Origin of the sequence: Pseudomonas fluorescens, assembly GCF_003732425.1 — a bacterium.
GTDB classification, from domain to species: Bacteria; Pseudomonadota; Gammaproteobacteria; order Pseudomonadales; family Pseudomonadaceae; genus Aquipseudomonas; species Aquipseudomonas fluorescens_BE.
The window spans coordinates 418203-432347 of record NZ_MOBX01000013.1; the positions used below are offsets into that span (position 1 = coordinate 418203).

General features: G+C 58.7%; 14 protein-coding genes. 6 read left to right on the top strand and 8 right to left on the bottom strand.

Going from position 1 to position 14145, the window contains the following annotated elements; genetic code table 11:
- Window positions 1-11 precede the first annotated feature (11 nt).
- Window positions 12-836: an iron uptake system protein EfeO gene (gene efeO / locus BK670_RS12275; RefSeq protein WP_123449984.1), complete on the top strand. Its 825-nt coding sequence runs from the start codon at window positions 12-14 to the stop codon at window positions 834-836.
- Window positions 837-959: 123 nt separating this feature from the next.
- Here the strand turns inward: efeO and pssA are convergent, their stop codons facing one another.
- Window positions 960-2303 (bottom strand): CDP-diacylglycerol--serine O-phosphatidyltransferase, encoded by a 1344-nt coding sequence (gene pssA, locus BK670_RS12280; RefSeq protein ID WP_123449985.1) that lies wholly within the window; start codon window positions 2301-2303, stop codon window positions 960-962.
- A 204-nt stretch (window positions 2304-2507) separates the two neighbouring features.
- Between pssA and BK670_RS12285 the strand changes: the two genes are divergently transcribed.
- Window positions 2508-3071, top strand: coding sequence for a TetR/AcrR family transcriptional regulator (locus BK670_RS12285; protein ID WP_123449986.1), 564 nt, complete (start codon window positions 2508-2510; stop codon window positions 3069-3071).
- A 54-nt stretch (window positions 3072-3125) separates the two neighbouring features.
- The gene (locus BK670_RS12290) at window positions 3126-3605 is read left to right on the top strand and encodes a nuclear transport factor 2 family protein (RefSeq protein WP_123449987.1); all 480 of its coding nucleotides are present in this window, start codon (window positions 3126-3128) and stop codon (window positions 3603-3605) included.
- A 110-nt stretch (window positions 3606-3715) separates the two neighbouring features.
- Here the strand turns inward: BK670_RS12290 and sfnG are convergent, their stop codons facing one another.
- Entirely contained in the window at window positions 3716-4798 is a 1083-nt protein-coding gene (sfnG, locus tag BK670_RS12295; protein WP_123449988.1) for a dimethylsulfone monooxygenase SfnG, read from the bottom strand.
- A 337-nt stretch (window positions 4799-5135) separates the two neighbouring features.
- On the opposite strand from sfnG, the gene BK670_RS12300 reads away from it, so the two are divergent.
- Window positions 5136-5915 (top strand): TSUP family transporter, encoded by a 780-nt coding sequence (locus tag BK670_RS12300; protein WP_064118173.1) that lies wholly within the window; start codon window positions 5136-5138, stop codon window positions 5913-5915.
- On the opposite strand, the gene nudC is transcribed toward BK670_RS12300, so the two are convergent.
- From nudC to BK670_RS12325, 4 genes are all read right to left on the bottom strand, one after another.
- Window positions 5883-6713, bottom strand: coding sequence for an NAD(+) diphosphatase (nudC, locus tag BK670_RS12305; RefSeq protein WP_123449989.1), 831 nt, complete (start codon window positions 6711-6713; stop codon window positions 5883-5885). The genes BK670_RS12300 and nudC overlap by 33 nt on opposite strands.
- 6 nt (window positions 6714-6719) lie before the next feature.
- The gene (locus BK670_RS12310) at window positions 6720-7532 is read right to left on the bottom strand and encodes a crotonase/enoyl-CoA hydratase family protein (protein ID WP_123449990.1); all 813 of its coding nucleotides are present in this window, start codon (window positions 7530-7532) and stop codon (window positions 6720-6722) included.
- A 201-nt stretch (window positions 7533-7733) separates the two neighbouring features.
- Window positions 7734-8657: a magnesium transporter CorA family protein gene (locus BK670_RS12320; protein ID WP_123449992.1), complete on the bottom strand. Its 924-nt coding sequence runs from the start codon at window positions 8655-8657 to the stop codon at window positions 7734-7736.
- A 7-nt stretch (window positions 8658-8664) separates the two neighbouring features.
- Entirely contained in the window at window positions 8665-10239 is a 1575-nt protein-coding gene (locus BK670_RS12325) for a RimK family protein (protein WP_123449993.1), read from the bottom strand.
- Window positions 10240-10331: 92 nt separating this feature from the next.
- Between BK670_RS12325 and BK670_RS12330 the strand changes: the two genes are divergently transcribed.
- Entirely contained in the window at window positions 10332-11432 is a 1101-nt protein-coding gene (locus BK670_RS12330) for a peptidase C39 family protein (RefSeq protein ID WP_123449994.1), read from the top strand.
- Window positions 11433-11560: 128 nt separating this feature from the next.
- On the opposite strand, the gene BK670_RS12340 is transcribed toward BK670_RS12330, so the two are convergent.
- Entirely contained in the window at window positions 11561-12706 is a 1146-nt protein-coding gene (locus BK670_RS12340; protein WP_123449995.1) for a PQQ-dependent sugar dehydrogenase, read from the bottom strand.
- 52 nt (window positions 12707-12758) lie between these two features.
- Entirely contained in the window at window positions 12759-13079 is a 321-nt protein-coding gene (locus BK670_RS12345; protein WP_123449996.1) for a hypothetical protein, read from the bottom strand.
- Between the two features lie 189 nt (window positions 13080-13268).
- Here BK670_RS12345 and ku point away from each other — a divergent pair, with 189 nt between their 5' ends.
- On the top strand, window positions 13269-14135 hold the full coding sequence (gene ku, locus BK670_RS12350; protein ID WP_123449997.1) for a non-homologous end joining protein Ku: 867 nt from the start codon (window positions 13269-13271) through the stop codon (window positions 14133-14135).
- Window positions 14136-14145: the final 10 nt, after the last annotated feature.

Sequence of the window (14145 nt, forward strand, 5' to 3'; positions counted from 1 at the left end):
AGCCGCCCCCGATGAAAAAGACGCCACTCGCGTTACTGCTGACCCTTGGTTTGCTCAACACCCCGCTGGCGGCGTTCGCCGCCACAGCACCGCTGGATCTGGTGGGGCCGGTTTCGGACTACAAGATTTACGTCACCGAGCAATTGGATGAACTGGGCAGCCACACTCAACAATTCACCGATGCCGTGAAGAAAGGTGATCTGGCCACCGCGCAAAAGCTCTACGCACCGACCCGCGTTTACTACGAGTCGATCGAGCCGATTGCCGAACTGTTCAGTGACCTCGATGCGTCCATCGACTCGCGCGTCGACGACCACGAGAAAGGCGTCAAGGCAGAAGACTTCACCGGTTTCCACCGCATCGAGTACTCGTTGTTCTCGGAAAAGAGCACCCAAGGCCTGAACGAACTGGCGGACAAGCTCAACAGCGACGTCAAAGACCTGCAGGCCCGCGTGGCTGGCCTGACCTTCCCGCCTGAGAAAGTTGTCGGCGGTGCCGCCGCGCTGCTGGAAGAAGTCGCCGCGACCAAGATCTCCGGCGAAGAAGATCGCTACAGCCACACCGACCTGTACGACTTCCAGGGCAACATCGACGGCGCGAAGAAAATCGTCGACCTGTTCCGTCCGCAGATCGAACAGCAGGACAAGGCTTTTGTAGCGAAGGTCGACAAGAACTTTGCTACCGTCAACAAGGTTCTGGCCAAGTACAAGACCAAGGACGGTGGGTTTGAAACCTATGACAAGGTGAAGGATAACGACCGTAAAGCGCTGGTCGGGCCGGTGAATACCCTGGCGGAAGACCTGTCCACGTTGCGTGGCAAGTTGGGTCTGAACTAAGTTTTGTAGCGCTTGAGCGGGCCCCTTCGCGAGCAGGCTCGCTCCCACAGTTGGAATGCATTTCCATGTGGGAGCGAGCCTGCTCGCGAAGGCATTTTCAGCCGCACTGAATAACTTTGATTCTTAGAGAATCCGGTAGAGCAACCGCTCAATCCGCACCCGACTCACGCGCTTGAGAAACTTGGCCACCCCGGCCGGGTACTCCGGCAGCGTCTCCAGACTCTGAAAGCTGTCGATCCGCGTGGTATGGCGGAAAATCTCTTCCAGCTCCTTCGCCCGTGGCTCCAGCCATTCGCCTTTCGGATCGTCGATGAGCAACGCATTTTCCAGGTCCAGGCGGAATGCCCGTGGATTGAGGTTGTTGCCGGTCAGCAATGTATAGCGCTGGTCGATCCACATGCCCTTGAGGTGATAGGTGTTATCGCCGTCACGCCACAGGTGCAGGTTCAACTGACCGCTGTCGATGTTGCGCTGGTGACGCTTGGCAAAGCGGCGCAGGCTGATCTCGTACAGGTAAGGTAGCGCCGCAATCACCTTGAACGGCTCACTCGGCGGGATATAGAAGTCGTTGGCGGTCTTGTCGCCGACCACGATGTCGATCTTCACGCCACGGGCCAGCGCACGGTTGATCTCGCGGATCACCCCCAGCGGCAGGTTGAAGTACGGCGTGCAGATGGTCAGCTGTTTTTGCGCGCTGGCGATCAGTTCGAGAATCGCCCGGTTCAGCGGGTTGTTCTTGCCGACGCCGAGCAGCGGGCTGACCGACAGGCCTTCTCTGGCGGTGCTGCCGTTGGCGGTGTCGTACGTCGCGTACTTGAGACGGCTGCGCAGATCGCCAATGTCGTTGCGCAGGCTGCGCGTGGTCGGCAGGTTGGGCAGATCGAGACGATGCACCGCTTTCGATTCGATCAGGCCGTGCTTGACCAGATGATGCATCGAATCAGCCAGTTCGTGGCTTTGCAGCACGTGGTAACGGTCGAAACGGTACTTGTCGAACTTGTGCAGATAAACGTTGTTCAGGCTCGCGCCGCTGTAGACCACGCAGTCGTCGATCACAAAGCCTTTCAAATGCAGCACACCGAACAACTCGCGAGTCTGCACCGGCACGCCGTACACCGGCACTTCGCTCTGGTGCGTGCGGGTCATTTCCTGATACCACGCCGAATTGCCCGGCTGCTTGCCGGCACCGATCAGCCCGCGCTGGGCGCGCAACCAATCGACGACCACGGCGATTTCCAGCTCGGGACGCTTGAGCTTGGCAGCATGGAGAGCATCGAGGATTTCCTGACCGGCTTCGTCTTGCTGCAGATACAGCGCGACGATGTAGATGCGCTGGGTCGCTGCAGCGATTTTTTCCAGCAAGCAACGACGGAACTCGGCGGCGCCGGACAGAATCGTCACGGCCTCGGCGGTCAGCGGAAAGCTGCGCAATTTGGGCAGCAAGGAACGTTTGAAAAGCAACGGCATAGGGCTCGCAATGGGTCGAATCCGAAGAACCCGAGAGCTTACACCATCGCATCCTTCGGGTCTTGTTAGTGCCCGTAAAGAGATCAAAAGATCGCAGCCTTCGGCAGCTCCTACACGGGCCAATGCAGGAGCTGCCGAAGGCTGCGATCTTTTGATCCTAAAAAACCATTGCCAAAGGAGAACAATCGTTCTACTGTTCGCCACATGAACGAAATTACTAGCAACGACACACGCGACATCATTCTGGATGTCACCGAAAAGCTGATCTATAAAAGTGGCATCGCTGCCACCAGCATGGATCTTCTGGTGAAAACCGCCGGCGTCTCCAGAAAAAGCATCTACCGTTACTTTGCCGACAAGGACGCCCTCACCGTCGCCGCCCTGCAACGCCGCGACGTGCGCTGGATGCATTGGTACAGAAGCGCTGTCGATCAGGCCGAAACCCCGGCCGATCGCTTGCTTAACCTGTTTACCGTGCTCAAGAGCTGGTTTGCCTCCGAAGGCTTTCGCGGCTGCGCGTTCATCAACACCAGCGGCGAGACCGGTGACCCGCAGGACCCGGTGCGACTGGTGGCGAAAGAACACAAACAGAAACTGCTCGACTACGTGTGCGAGCTGTGTACCGAACATGGTGCCGAGGATCCGCAACGGCTGGCCAAACAGTTGCTGATTCTGATTGACGGTGCCATTACCGTAGCGCTTGTGATGGGTGATCACAGTGCCGCCGATAATGCGCAATGCATGGCGCGAAAGTTATTGGACCTGTAACGCCTTAATAAGCCGGACTTGTTGTTCAATTATTAATTAGATCGGGAGACTGATATGTCTACTGCAGCCCAGGTACGTCCGCCATTGCCGCCCTTCAACCGTGAATCGGCCATCGAGAAAGTTCGACTGGCCGAGGATGGCTGGAACTCCCGCGACCCGGAACGGGTTTCGCTGGCCTACACCCTCGACACCCAGTGGCGCAATCGCGCCGAGTTCGCCAACAACCGCGAAGAAGCCAAGGCCTTCCTGACCCGTAAATGGGCGAAAGAACTGGATTACCGTTTGATCAAGGAACTCTGGGCCTACTCGGACACACGCATCGCCGTGCGTTACGCCTATGAATGGCACGATGATTCCGGCAACTGGTTCCGTTCCTACGGCAACGAAAACTGGGAGTTTGATGAGCAGGGCCTGATGTTCCAGCGCTATGCCTGCATCAATGACATGCCGATCAAGGAAAGCGAACGCAAGTTCCACTGGCCGCTGGGCCGGCGCCCGGATGATCATCCAGGCCTGTCCGACCTCGGCCTGTAACAATCGACCCTGTAGGAGCTGCCGAAGGCTGCGATCTTTTGATCTTGATCCTAAAAAACAAAATCAAAAGATCGCAGCCTTCGGCAGCTCCTACAGGGGATTTGTGGGTGTCAGGCAACAGCGGCGGTCTTCTCGGCCTCCAGCTCGCGCACCAGCGGCAATACCCGCCGGCCGAAATATTCGACCTCTTCCTGAAAGTGCAGAAACCCCGCCAGCACCAGATCTACACCCACCGCCTTCAACGCGATAATCCGCTCGGCAATTTGCAACGGCGTACCGATCAAATTGGTCTTGAAGCCATCGTTGTACTGCACCAGATCCTCGAACGTCGATTTCGCCCAGTTACCCTCACCTTCCGGCGACGCCCGGCCTGCCTGTTTCGCCGCATCGCCAAAGGCGTTCACCGCTTCCGGATCCGCCTGTTCAATGATCTGCGCGAGCACCGCACGCGCCTCTTCTTCAGTGTCACGGGCGATGACAAACGCGTTGACGCCAACTTTCACCGAATGATTATTTGCCGCTGCTTTGGCACGAATATCGTCGACCTGCGCCTTGATCCCCTCAACGCTGTTGCCATTGGTGAAATACCAGTCCGAAACCCGCGCGGCCATGTCCCGCGCCGCACGGGAACTGCCGCCCTGGAAAATCTCCGGACGGCCCAAGGGTTTTGGTTTCAGGCTGTAATTATCGAAGCGGTAGAAATCGCCGCGAAAGGTGAAATTGTCCTGACTCCACACCCCTCGCAGTGAGCGGATGAACTCCTCGGAGCGACGATAACGCTCATCATGCTCCAGCCAATGTTCGCCGATAGCCTGAAATTCACCCTTGAACCAGCCGCTGACAATGTTCACCGCGATGCGGCCGTTGGTGAGTTGATCGATGGTTGCCAGTTGCTTGGCCGCCAGTGCCGGCTGCCACGGGCCGGGGAGGATCGCCGCGATCACCTTGAGTTTGCTGGTGGCCGCGAGCAACGCGTGGCTGAACGCGACCGACTCATGCTGGAACTCGGCGCCGTAACCGGCAGTGAAACGAATCTGCGTCAGCGCGTATTCGAACCCGGCCGCTTCGGCGATCTGCGCCAGTTTGCGGTTGTAGTCGATGCCCCAATCGGTGCGTTGTTCGATCTTGCTGACCACCAGCCCACCGCTGACGTTCGGCACCCAGTAGGCAAATTTCACGGCTTGCTGACTCATTGGCGTGTCCTCGGGACATTTGCGGAGATGGGAGTGGTAGAGCAGCAAGCGTGCCAGGCCTGGAATGCCCGGTTTTGTTGGGTTTTTGGGTGGAGTTGATGTTGGGTGGAAGGGGTATTTGTTGGCAGGTTGTTGTGTGGGCAACAGTTGGATGGGGAGCGGCATGAAGAATGCCTTCGCGAGCAGGCTCGCTCCCACAGGGTGGAATGCATTTCAACATGTGGGAGCGAGCCTGCTCGCGAAGGCGTCAGACGGGTCGCCGCAACACCTGGAAATGAGTAACATGACCACCCTCCCCGCAGCTCATGTTCTGCGCCCTGCCGAATAAGCCGATTCCATGCCTTTCGAACTTAGCGTTGACCTTACCACCCTCGCCATTCTGGCCTTCGTCGCTTTCATTGCCGGTTTCATCGATGCCATCGCTGGCGGTGGCGGCCTGCTGACCACGCCCGCCCTGCTGACCGCCGGCCTGCCGCCGCATCTGGTGCTCGGCACCAACAAGTTGAGTTCGACGTTCGGCTCGGCCACCGCCAGTTTCACCTTCTACAAACGCAAGCTGTTCCACCCGCGCCAATGGACCCACGCCATCGTCGGCACGCTGGTCGGCGCACTGACGGGCGCTATCGTCGCCCATTACCTGCCGGCGGAATGGCTGAACAAGATGCTCCCGGTGATTGTGTTCGCCTGCGGCTTGTACCTGTTGTTTGGCGGCACACCGAAAGCGCCGCTGGACAGCGACGCGCCGATCAAAAAGAAATGGCAGTCAACCCAGGGCTTCAGTCTCGGTTTCTACGACGGCGTCGCCGGCCCCGGCACGGGCGCATTCTGGACGGTGAGCAGCCTGTTGCTCTACCCGATCGATCTGGTCAAGGCCAGCGGCGTAGCGCGCAGCATGAACTTCGTCAGCAACATTGCGGCGCTGTCGGTGTTCGTGTTTTCCGGGCAAGTGGACTGGATCATCGGCCTGAGCATGGGCCTGTCGGTGATGGTCGGCGCATTCTTTGGCGCGCGCACCGCGATCAGCGGCGGCGCCAAATTCATTCGCCCGGTGTTCATCACCGTGGTGCTGGGTTTGACCGTGCGTTTAGCCTGGCAGCACTGGTTCAGCGTGGCCTAAGCGCCGCGCCACGTAGACGTCGATCAGGTAACGGGCAATCGATTTCGACGCCGGCAACGGCGGCAGATCGTGCACGTTGAACCACTGGGCGTCTTCGATCTCGTCTTCCTGACAGACAATCTCGCCACCGGCGTACTCGGCATGGAAGCCGAGCATCATCGAATGCGGGAACGGCCAGCACTGGCTGCCCATGTACTGAATGTTCTTCACCTCGATCTGCACTTCTTCGCGCACCTCACGAATCAGGCAATCCTCGGCCGACTCGCCCGGCTCGGCGAACCCGGCCAGCGTGCTGTAGACCCCGGTGACGAAACGCGGTGAGCGCGCCAACAGAATCTCGTCGCCACGGGTGATCAGCACGATCATGCTCGGTGAGATGCGCGGATAACTGCGCAGTTCGCACGGCTGGCAATGCATCGCGCGCTCGCGCGGCACCTGCGTCATGGCTTGGCCGCAATTACCGCAAAAGCGATGTTCACGGGCCCAGGTGCCAATCTGCGCGGCGTAACCGAGGACTTTATAGATCGTGTGCTCGCCGTCGAGCATGAACGCCCGCAGGCCTTTCCAGTTGCAGCCCGGCACTTCGCTGGCGTTGTGCAGTTCCAGCAGGTACACCGGCTCGCCATCGAGATGGCCGATACCGTGCTCGGCGAGGACTGAAAGATCCTGACGCTTGAGCCATTCCCGCGGGAACAGCGCGCCGTTGTCATCGAACAGAAAACCGTCCGGGCTGCGCGCCACGGCCCAGCCGCCGGGTTGATCGGTGTCCAGTACTGCAGTGGTCCAGCGAGATGTCATGGTTTCTCAGTCCAGAAATTCGGGTTTCTGTTTGCTCATATGGGCGGCCATGGCCACACGCAAGTCGGTGGATTGCAACATGGCGGCGTTCCAGGTGGCAACGTATTCGAGACCGTCGTCAATGCGATGGTCGCGCATGTAGCTGATCATTTCCTTGGTGCCGGTGACCGCGATCGGTGACTTCGCAGCGATCTCGCGAGCGATGTCCAGCACGCCTTCGAGCAGCGCGTCTTTGTCGCTGTAGACGCGATTGACCAGGCCGATGCTGCGCGCCTCGTCAGCGCCGAAGGTGCGACCGGTGTAAGCCAGTTCACGCAGCATGCCGTCACCAATGATCCGTGGCAACCGTTGCAAAGTGCCAACATCGGCAGCCATGCCGATATCGATTTCCTTGATCGAGAATTGCGCGTCTTCGGCGGCGTAGCGCATGTCGCAGGCGGCGATCAGGTCGATGGCGCCACCCAGGCAGTAACCCTGAATCGCCGCGAGCACCGGTTTGCGGCAGTTGTCGACGGCATTGAACGAGGCTTGCAGGGTGAGGATCTTGCGGCGCAGCAGGCGTGCGTTGCGGCCGACGTCCTTGCCCAGCTCATTGGCGACGCCGGCGAGCATCATCAGGTCGATGCCGGAGGAAAAGTGTTTGCCGTTGCCGCTGAGCACCACCACGCGCACTTCGTCGGTGTCGTCGATCCACTGGAAGATCTCGACGATCTCGCTCCAGAACGCCGCGTTCATCGAGTTGATCTTTTCCGGACGATTGATCTGCACATGGGCGATGTTGTCGGCCAGTTCGACGCTGAAGGCGGAGTATTGAGTCATGGCAGTGATCCTTTACCGGGCTGAAAATGAGGCCCGAACTATAACAAGGCATCACGGTGGCGGTTCGGCCAAATGCGGGACTGTCCTGAGTTTTACTTCGCCTGTGCCGGCCTCTTCGCGAGCAGGCTCGCTCCCACAGGGGAATGCATTTCAATGTGGGAGCGAGCCTGCTCGCGAAGGCGTTTGATCAATCACTAACAATCATCGAGCCAAACGCCGCAGCCCAAACAACATCCCGCCCGCGCCCAGCAACATCACCGCCAGAAACACCGGATAGGAAATCCACCACGGCGTCCCCGCCGTCATCATGCTGAACTCCGACATGCCGCCAATACTGGCAATCAGATTCAACGGCAGAAACACCACGTTGATCAACGTCAGCTTGCGCAGCAGGTTGTTCATGCTGTTGTTCATCAGGTTGCCACGCGCGTCGATCAGCCCGGAAAACACCGTGGAGTAGATTTCCGCCTGCTTGTAGCACTGGTTGTTTTCGATGATCAGATCGTCAATCAGGCCGAGCGCTTCGCTGCCGAAGTGCTGTTTTTCCGCGTGATTGCGCAGCCGCGTCAGCACCGCGCCGTTGCTGTGCAGGGCGTTGATGTAATAGATCAGGCTTTCACTGAGGTTGAACATCTGCACCAGATGCTGGTTCTGCATCGAGGCGTTGAATTTCTGCTGCAACTCGCGGGCGACCAGTTTGATTACCTTCAAGTGCCCGAGGTAGTGATGGATGTTGTTGAACAGCAGGTCGAGCAACACATCCAGCGGCGTGTTCAACGGCTGACGGGTGCCGAGGCCGTGCAGCGGCGTGTCATCGGTGGCGATCACCAGCAGTTGCCCGGGCGCAAACAGCAATCCGCAGGACGACACTTCAAACGCCAGGCTGCCGCCCCCGGAATAGTTTTCCGGGCGTTTCCAGATCAGGAACAGATGGTCGGGATGGAACTCGATGCGCGACACCTCGTCCGGGTCCAGCGCTGACGCCAGTGCATGCTCATCGACCTTGAAATGACTGTGCAGCAAGTCGCGTTCGGCAGCATCGGGGTTGCTGAACAGCATCACCTCGGCGTCCAGTCGCTCGACCCGCTGCAGGGCGCCGTGGCTCAGTGCGAAGCTGTTGATCATCGGCGCGTCACCAGGCCTGACCGCGACGCTTGAGTTCCAGGCGGCGCACGAACTCCTCCAGCACCAGTGAGTACAAATCGTCGTGCAAATACGCGTCTTCAATGCCGGCGTCGAGGTTGGGGTTGTCGTTGACTTCGATCACCACCACTTTGTCGCCGGCCTGTTTCAGATCGACACCGTAGAGGCCGTCACCGATCAGGTTAGCGGTCTTCACCGCCAATTCCACCACCGCGCGCGGCGCCTCGTGGATCGCCATGGTCCGGCATTCGCCGTTGACGTCCTGGCCCTTGGCCTTGTGGTTGTAGATTTGCCAGTGGCCCTTGGACATGAAGTACTGGCAGGCGAAGATCGGTTTGCGGTTGAGCACGCCAATGCGCCAGTCGTATTCGGTGTAGAAAAATTCCTGAGCCAGCAGTAACACCGAGTGTTCAAACAGTTCAGCAGTCGCCTCAAGCAACGCCTGTTGGCTTTCAACCTTGATGACGCCACGGGAAAAACAGCCGTCGGGAATCTTCAGCACCAGCGGAAAGCCAAGGCGCTCGCCCACGCGCTCGAAGTCTTCGGGTCGCTCCTTGTAGAGGATTTCGGTGGCGGGCATGCCCAGTTGATGGCTGTTGAGCAGGTCGGTCAGGTAGACCTTGTTAGTACAGCGCAGAATCGACGTCGGGTCATCCATGACCACCAGCCCTTCACTTTCGGCTTTCTTGGCGAAGCGATAGGTGTGGTTGTCGACACTAGTGGTCTCGCGGATCAACAAGCCGTCGTACTCGGCGAGACGCGCGTAATCCTTGCGTTCAATGAGCTCGACGTCGATGCCCATGGTTTTACCGACCCGGACGAAATTCGCCAGTGCCTTGGCGTTGGACGGCGGCAACGCCTCCTGCGGATCATGCAATATTGCCAGGTCGTAGCGCGCCACTTGCGGCGAACGCGGCACACGCCAGACTTTACGGCTGAAACCGTCCAGCGCGTTGGCGAACTGATCTTCCTGATCATCGCGCAACTTGTGCAAGGCACCGGATTTTATGCCTTCAATGTGCCAGCCGTTAGTTCGGCGAAACTCAACTAACAGAATCGGACAAGGGAATACTTCAAACAACTGGCGGGCCATATCCTGCAACGGCTCTATATGCGTCCTGCCGAAATAAAGTGTCAAGGTGAAGCCTTCGGTATCGCTGTACAGGTGATGACTGAGGGCTTTTTCCAGGGTTTTATCGAGGTCGTCCAGCGCCAGACCGTAGAGCGACTTTCTGGTCAGCTCACTGATCGTGCGCACCGACGGAATCACCTTGTGCCCGCGGGCTTCGGCCAGCAGCGAGCAGTAATAACCATGGCCCAGGTACTTGTAGCTGCGGCACAGGTTGATCACCTGCACGCGTTTACCCGACTCACTATCGCGGGTTTGCTCGAGGTATTCCTGAGCCGTGACGATGTCTTCGCTGGGGAAGTACGAAGCCCAATCTTCCTTGCGTTCGACAATGATCAGCACTTGACTGGACGCTCTGACCGATGAAGTTAAATAAGTTGCCGCCGGCAAACTTTGCTCGGATACTTCGCGCCAATGACCCTGTACCGCTGACATAGAGATTGATCCGTTGGAGAACAAGACCTTTTCTATTAAGCACGAAGTTTTTCGAAAGTCTCGTTTCGTTACGCAACTTTTACGGTGGTCATATGAAGGCTGTTTTTCGTTTGGCGGTAGTTGAAGACTTGCCGGCGCTGCTGGCACTGGAAATGCAATGTTTCACCACGGACCGGCTCACCAGTCGCAGCTTTCAATGGATGATCACCCGCGCTCATGGGCAGTTGCTCGTGGCGGAGTGCGACGGTCAATTGTTGGGTTATGCGCTGGTCTTGTTTCATCGCGGTACTTCGCTGGCACGGCTGTATTCCATTGCACTGGCCGTTGAAGCGCGAGGGACCGGCCTGAGCAAGCAATTGCTGCAACGCATCGAAGCGATGGCCCTGGAGCATGATTGTGCCTACCTGCGCCTGGAGGTGCGCATCGACAACCCTGCGGCGATTGCGCTGTATGAACGCAATGGCTACCGGCGTTTTGCGCTGATTCATGATTACTACGAAGACCACGCCGATGCGCTGCGCCTGGAGAAACGTATTCTGCAGCACCGCGACTCGCGCAGCATCAAGGTGCCTTATTACCCGCAAACCACCGATTTTACCTGTGGCCCGGCGTGTCTGTTGATGGCCATGGGCGCATTGCAATCGGAGCGGTTGCTGGAGCGTCGAGAGGAGTTGCAGGTCTGGCGGGAAGCAACCACGGTGTTCATGACCTCCGGCCATGGCGGGTGCAGCCCGCAGGGATTGGCGTTGGCGGCGTGGCGTCGGGGGTTTCGCGTGCGCATGGCGCTGAGCATGAGCGGTCCGTTATTCCTCGATGGTGTGCGGGATGCGCATAAAAAAGACGTCATGCGCCTGGTGCACGAGGAGTTCACGGCGCAATTGCAGGAGACCGATGTCGAGTGCGTGATCGGTGCGTCACTGGATCTGCCGCGTTTGCTGGATGCCGGCGGGCAGCCACTGGTGTTGATCAGCAGCTATCGACTGACCCGCTCAAAGTCGCCGCACTGGGTGATCGTGACCGATTGCGATGAGGACTTCGTGTACCTGCATGACCCGGATGTCGACCACAGCCAGCATCGACAACCCATGGACTGTCAGCATGTGCCGGTGAGCCATGGGGAGTTCGAGAAAATGTGCCGGTTTGGCCGGGGCAAACTGCGTGCGGCGGTGGTGTTGTATTCCCGCATTCGCTGACTGTCGCATACCTGTGGCGAGGGAGCTTGCTCCCGCTTGAGTGCGCAGCACTCACATTTTTGGGGATGCTACGCATCCCGGCGGGAGCAAGCTCCCTCGCCACAGGATTTGTCTTTACCCGACAAACTCTATTTCAAGCCGATCTTGTACAACGAACCTTTCTCTTCATCCGTCAGCACATACAAATAACCATCCGGCCCTTGCCGTACATCGCGAATCCGTTGCTTGAGTTCGCCGAGCAAGCGCTCCTCATGCACGACCTTGTCGCCATCGAACTGCAAGCGAATCAGTTCCTGAGTCACCATGGCTCCGATAAACGCATTGTGTTGCCACGGTTTAAAACGATCGCCATCGTAGAACGTCATGCCGGTAACGCCCGGCGATTTCTCCCACACATGGTGCGGTGCCAAGGTGCCTTCGGCGGTTTTACCCTGAGCTTCCGGGATCGGCTGCATCGAGTAATTGATACCGTGGGTCGCCAATGGCCAGCCGTAATTCTTGCCGCGTTCGATGATGTTCACCTCATCGCCACCGCGCGGGCCGTGCTCGTTTTCCCACAGTGTGCCGGTCCATGGGTTAAGCGCTGCGCCCTGCGGGTTGCGTATGCCGTAAGCCCAGATCTCCGGGCGGACGCCCGACTGACCAACAAACGGGTTGTCATCCGGCACCTTGCCGTCGGGGTAGATACGTACGACCTTGCCTTGCAGCTTGTCGAGATCCTGCGCGGTCGGCCGGTCGTTGTTTTCACCCAGGGTAATGAACAGATAGCCGTCACGATCGAACACCAGTCGCGAGCCGAAGTGATTGCCAACCGAAAGCTTCGGTTCCTGGCGGAAGATCACTTTGAAATCCTTCAGCGTCTTCAGGTCATCCGAGAGTCGCCCGCGACCCACCGCAGTGCCAGCCTTGTCGCCGGCACCGCCGCCTTCGGCATAGGACAGGTAGACCAGACGATCCTGTTTGAAGTCCGGCGACAGCGCGACATCCAGCAATCCGCCCTGCCCCTTGGCCCAGACCTGCGGCACACCGGAGATCGGCGCCGACAATGTCCCGTCGGCCGCCACCACGCGCAGATTGCCGGGCCGTTCGGTGACCAGCATGCCTTGGCGATCCGGTAAAAACGCCAACGCCCAAGGATGCTCAAGGCTTGCGGTGATGGTCGTGACTTCAAGGGTGCCCTGCTCGCTTTGCAGCTCTTTGGGGGCGGCGGCAAAAGCCGGAGCACTGATCAGCGCACCGGCACACAGTGTGGCTAGAAGGGTTTTACGCAACATGCACGATTCCTTTTGTTCGTCTCAAGGGCTGACAGAACCGCAGTCCTGCCGGTCAACGATTGCTGTCTCCGCTGCGCGAAGGTGGGTTGGGAATGAACGTGGGGGGTGTGCTCGGCACGGAACGGATCGGCTGGCCGTTGCCAATGCCGCGGTTCTCGACCGTAGGCTGACGCGGCGTCGGCACGGTGTTCGGCCCCCGAATGGGTGGAGCGCTGGGCTGGGTGCCCTGCATGCTATTGGGATTGGCCCGGCGAATCGGACTGTTGTAGGGGTTATTGCTGTTGCCGGTGGGGCTCTGCGCCAACAGGACGTCGGCATGAACCAGACCGCCACTGAGGGTCAGGACGAAGATGCCAAGCAGTATTCGGTTCATGACGCTGCCTCACGATGGGCGGGGAATAGAGCCTTCGAGTCCACGCTACGCCGAGGGTTCGGATTTGTTAACCCGTCAGGCTTAAACAACATGTAACACGGCTTGACCAAGTGCCTGGCAACCCGCGCATTCCGGGGAAACTTTCGGTCGTGACCACAGGTCATCCGATCATCACTCGGAGAACTCACCATGGCTCGGGCAATCTGGAAAGGCGCAATCAGTTTCGGACTGGTGCACATCCCTGTCGCACTGGTCTCGGCGACCTCGTCGCAGGGCGTGGATTTCGATTGGCTCGACAGCCGCAGCATGGATCCCGTCGGTTATAAACGGGTCAACAAGGTCACCGGCAAGGAAGTCACCAAGGAGCACATCGTCAAAGGCGTGGCCTATGAAAAGGGCCGCTATGTGGTGCTCAGCGAAGAGGAAATCCGCTCGGCGCACCCTGTTTCAACGCAGACCATCGACATCTTTTCCTTCGTCGATGCCGATCAGATTCCCCTGCAAAACATCGACACACCTTACTACCTCGCGCCGGACAAGCGCGGCGGCAAGGTTTACGCGTTGCTGCGCGAAACCCTGAGCAAAACCAACAAGGTCGCCCTCGCCCGCGTCGTTCTGCATACGCGCCAATACCTCGCTGCGTTAATGCCGCTGGAGGATGCACTGGTGCTGGTGAAATTGCGTTGGCCGCAGGAAGTGCGTGGCCTTGATGAGTTAGAACTGGGTCCTGAAGTGACCAAGCCGCAACTGGCCAAGGGGGAACTGGACATGGCCAAACGGCTGGTACAAGACATGAGCGCGGACTGGAAGCCCGAGGACTATAAAGACGAGTTTGAAGACAAGATCATGGCGCTGGTCGAGAAGAAAGCCCATGAAGGCAAGATCGAAGATGTCGAGACGGTCGGCGGCGAGGAAGAGCGCAAGACGGCCGATGTTATAGACCTGACCGAACTGCTTAAACGCAGTCTGGGCGGGAAAGCGGCGGCGAAGCCGAAGGCGAAGGCCGCCAGCAAGGCTGCGCCAGCCAAGAGGACAAAGAAGGCCTCCGGTGAATGATAATCCAGGG

What these genes read in the sequence shown, in the direction of transcription:
- efeO (WP_123449984.1), top strand. Translation starts at nt 12, where the DNA reads ATGAAAAAGACGCCACTCGCGTTACTGCTGACCCTTGGTTTGCTCAAC.
- pssA (WP_123449985.1), bottom strand. Translation starts at nt 2,303, where the DNA reads ATGCCGTTGCTTTTCAAACGTTCCTTGCTGCCCAAATTGCGCAGCTTT.
- BK670_RS12285 (WP_123449986.1), top strand. Translation starts at nt 2,508, where the DNA reads ATGAACGAAATTACTAGCAACGACACACGCGACATCATTCTGGATGTC.
- BK670_RS12290 (WP_123449987.1), top strand. Translation starts at nt 3,126, where the DNA reads ATGTCTACTGCAGCCCAGGTACGTCCGCCATTGCCGCCCTTCAACCGT.
- sfnG (WP_123449988.1), bottom strand. Translation starts at nt 4,798, where the DNA reads ATGAGTCAGCAAGCCGTGAAATTTGCCTACTGGGTGCCGAACGTCAGC.
- BK670_RS12300 (WP_064118173.1), top strand. Translation starts at nt 5,136, where the DNA reads ATGCCTTTCGAACTTAGCGTTGACCTTACCACCCTCGCCATTCTGGCC.
- nudC (WP_123449989.1), bottom strand. Translation starts at nt 6,713, where the DNA reads ATGACATCTCGCTGGACCACTGCAGTACTGGACACCGATCAACCCGGC.
- BK670_RS12310 (WP_123449990.1), bottom strand. Translation starts at nt 7,532, where the DNA reads ATGACTCAATACTCCGCCTTCAGCGTCGAACTGGCCGACAACATCGCC.
- BK670_RS12320 (WP_123449992.1), bottom strand. Translation starts at nt 8,657, where the DNA reads ATGATCAACAGCTTCGCACTGAGCCACGGCGCCCTGCAGCGGGTCGAG.
- BK670_RS12325 (WP_123449993.1), bottom strand. Translation starts at nt 10,239, where the DNA reads ATGTCAGCGGTACAGGGTCATTGGCGCGAAGTATCCGAGCAAAGTTTG.
- BK670_RS12330 (WP_123449994.1), top strand. Translation starts at nt 10,332, where the DNA reads ATGAAGGCTGTTTTTCGTTTGGCGGTAGTTGAAGACTTGCCGGCGCTG.
- BK670_RS12340 (WP_123449995.1), bottom strand. Translation starts at nt 12,706, where the DNA reads ATGTTGCGTAAAACCCTTCTAGCCACACTGTGTGCCGGTGCGCTGATC.
- BK670_RS12345 (WP_123449996.1), bottom strand. Translation starts at nt 13,079, where the DNA reads ATGAACCGAATACTGCTTGGCATCTTCGTCCTGACCCTCAGTGGCGGT.
- ku (WP_123449997.1), top strand. Translation starts at nt 13,269, where the DNA reads ATGGCTCGGGCAATCTGGAAAGGCGCAATCAGTTTCGGACTGGTGCAC.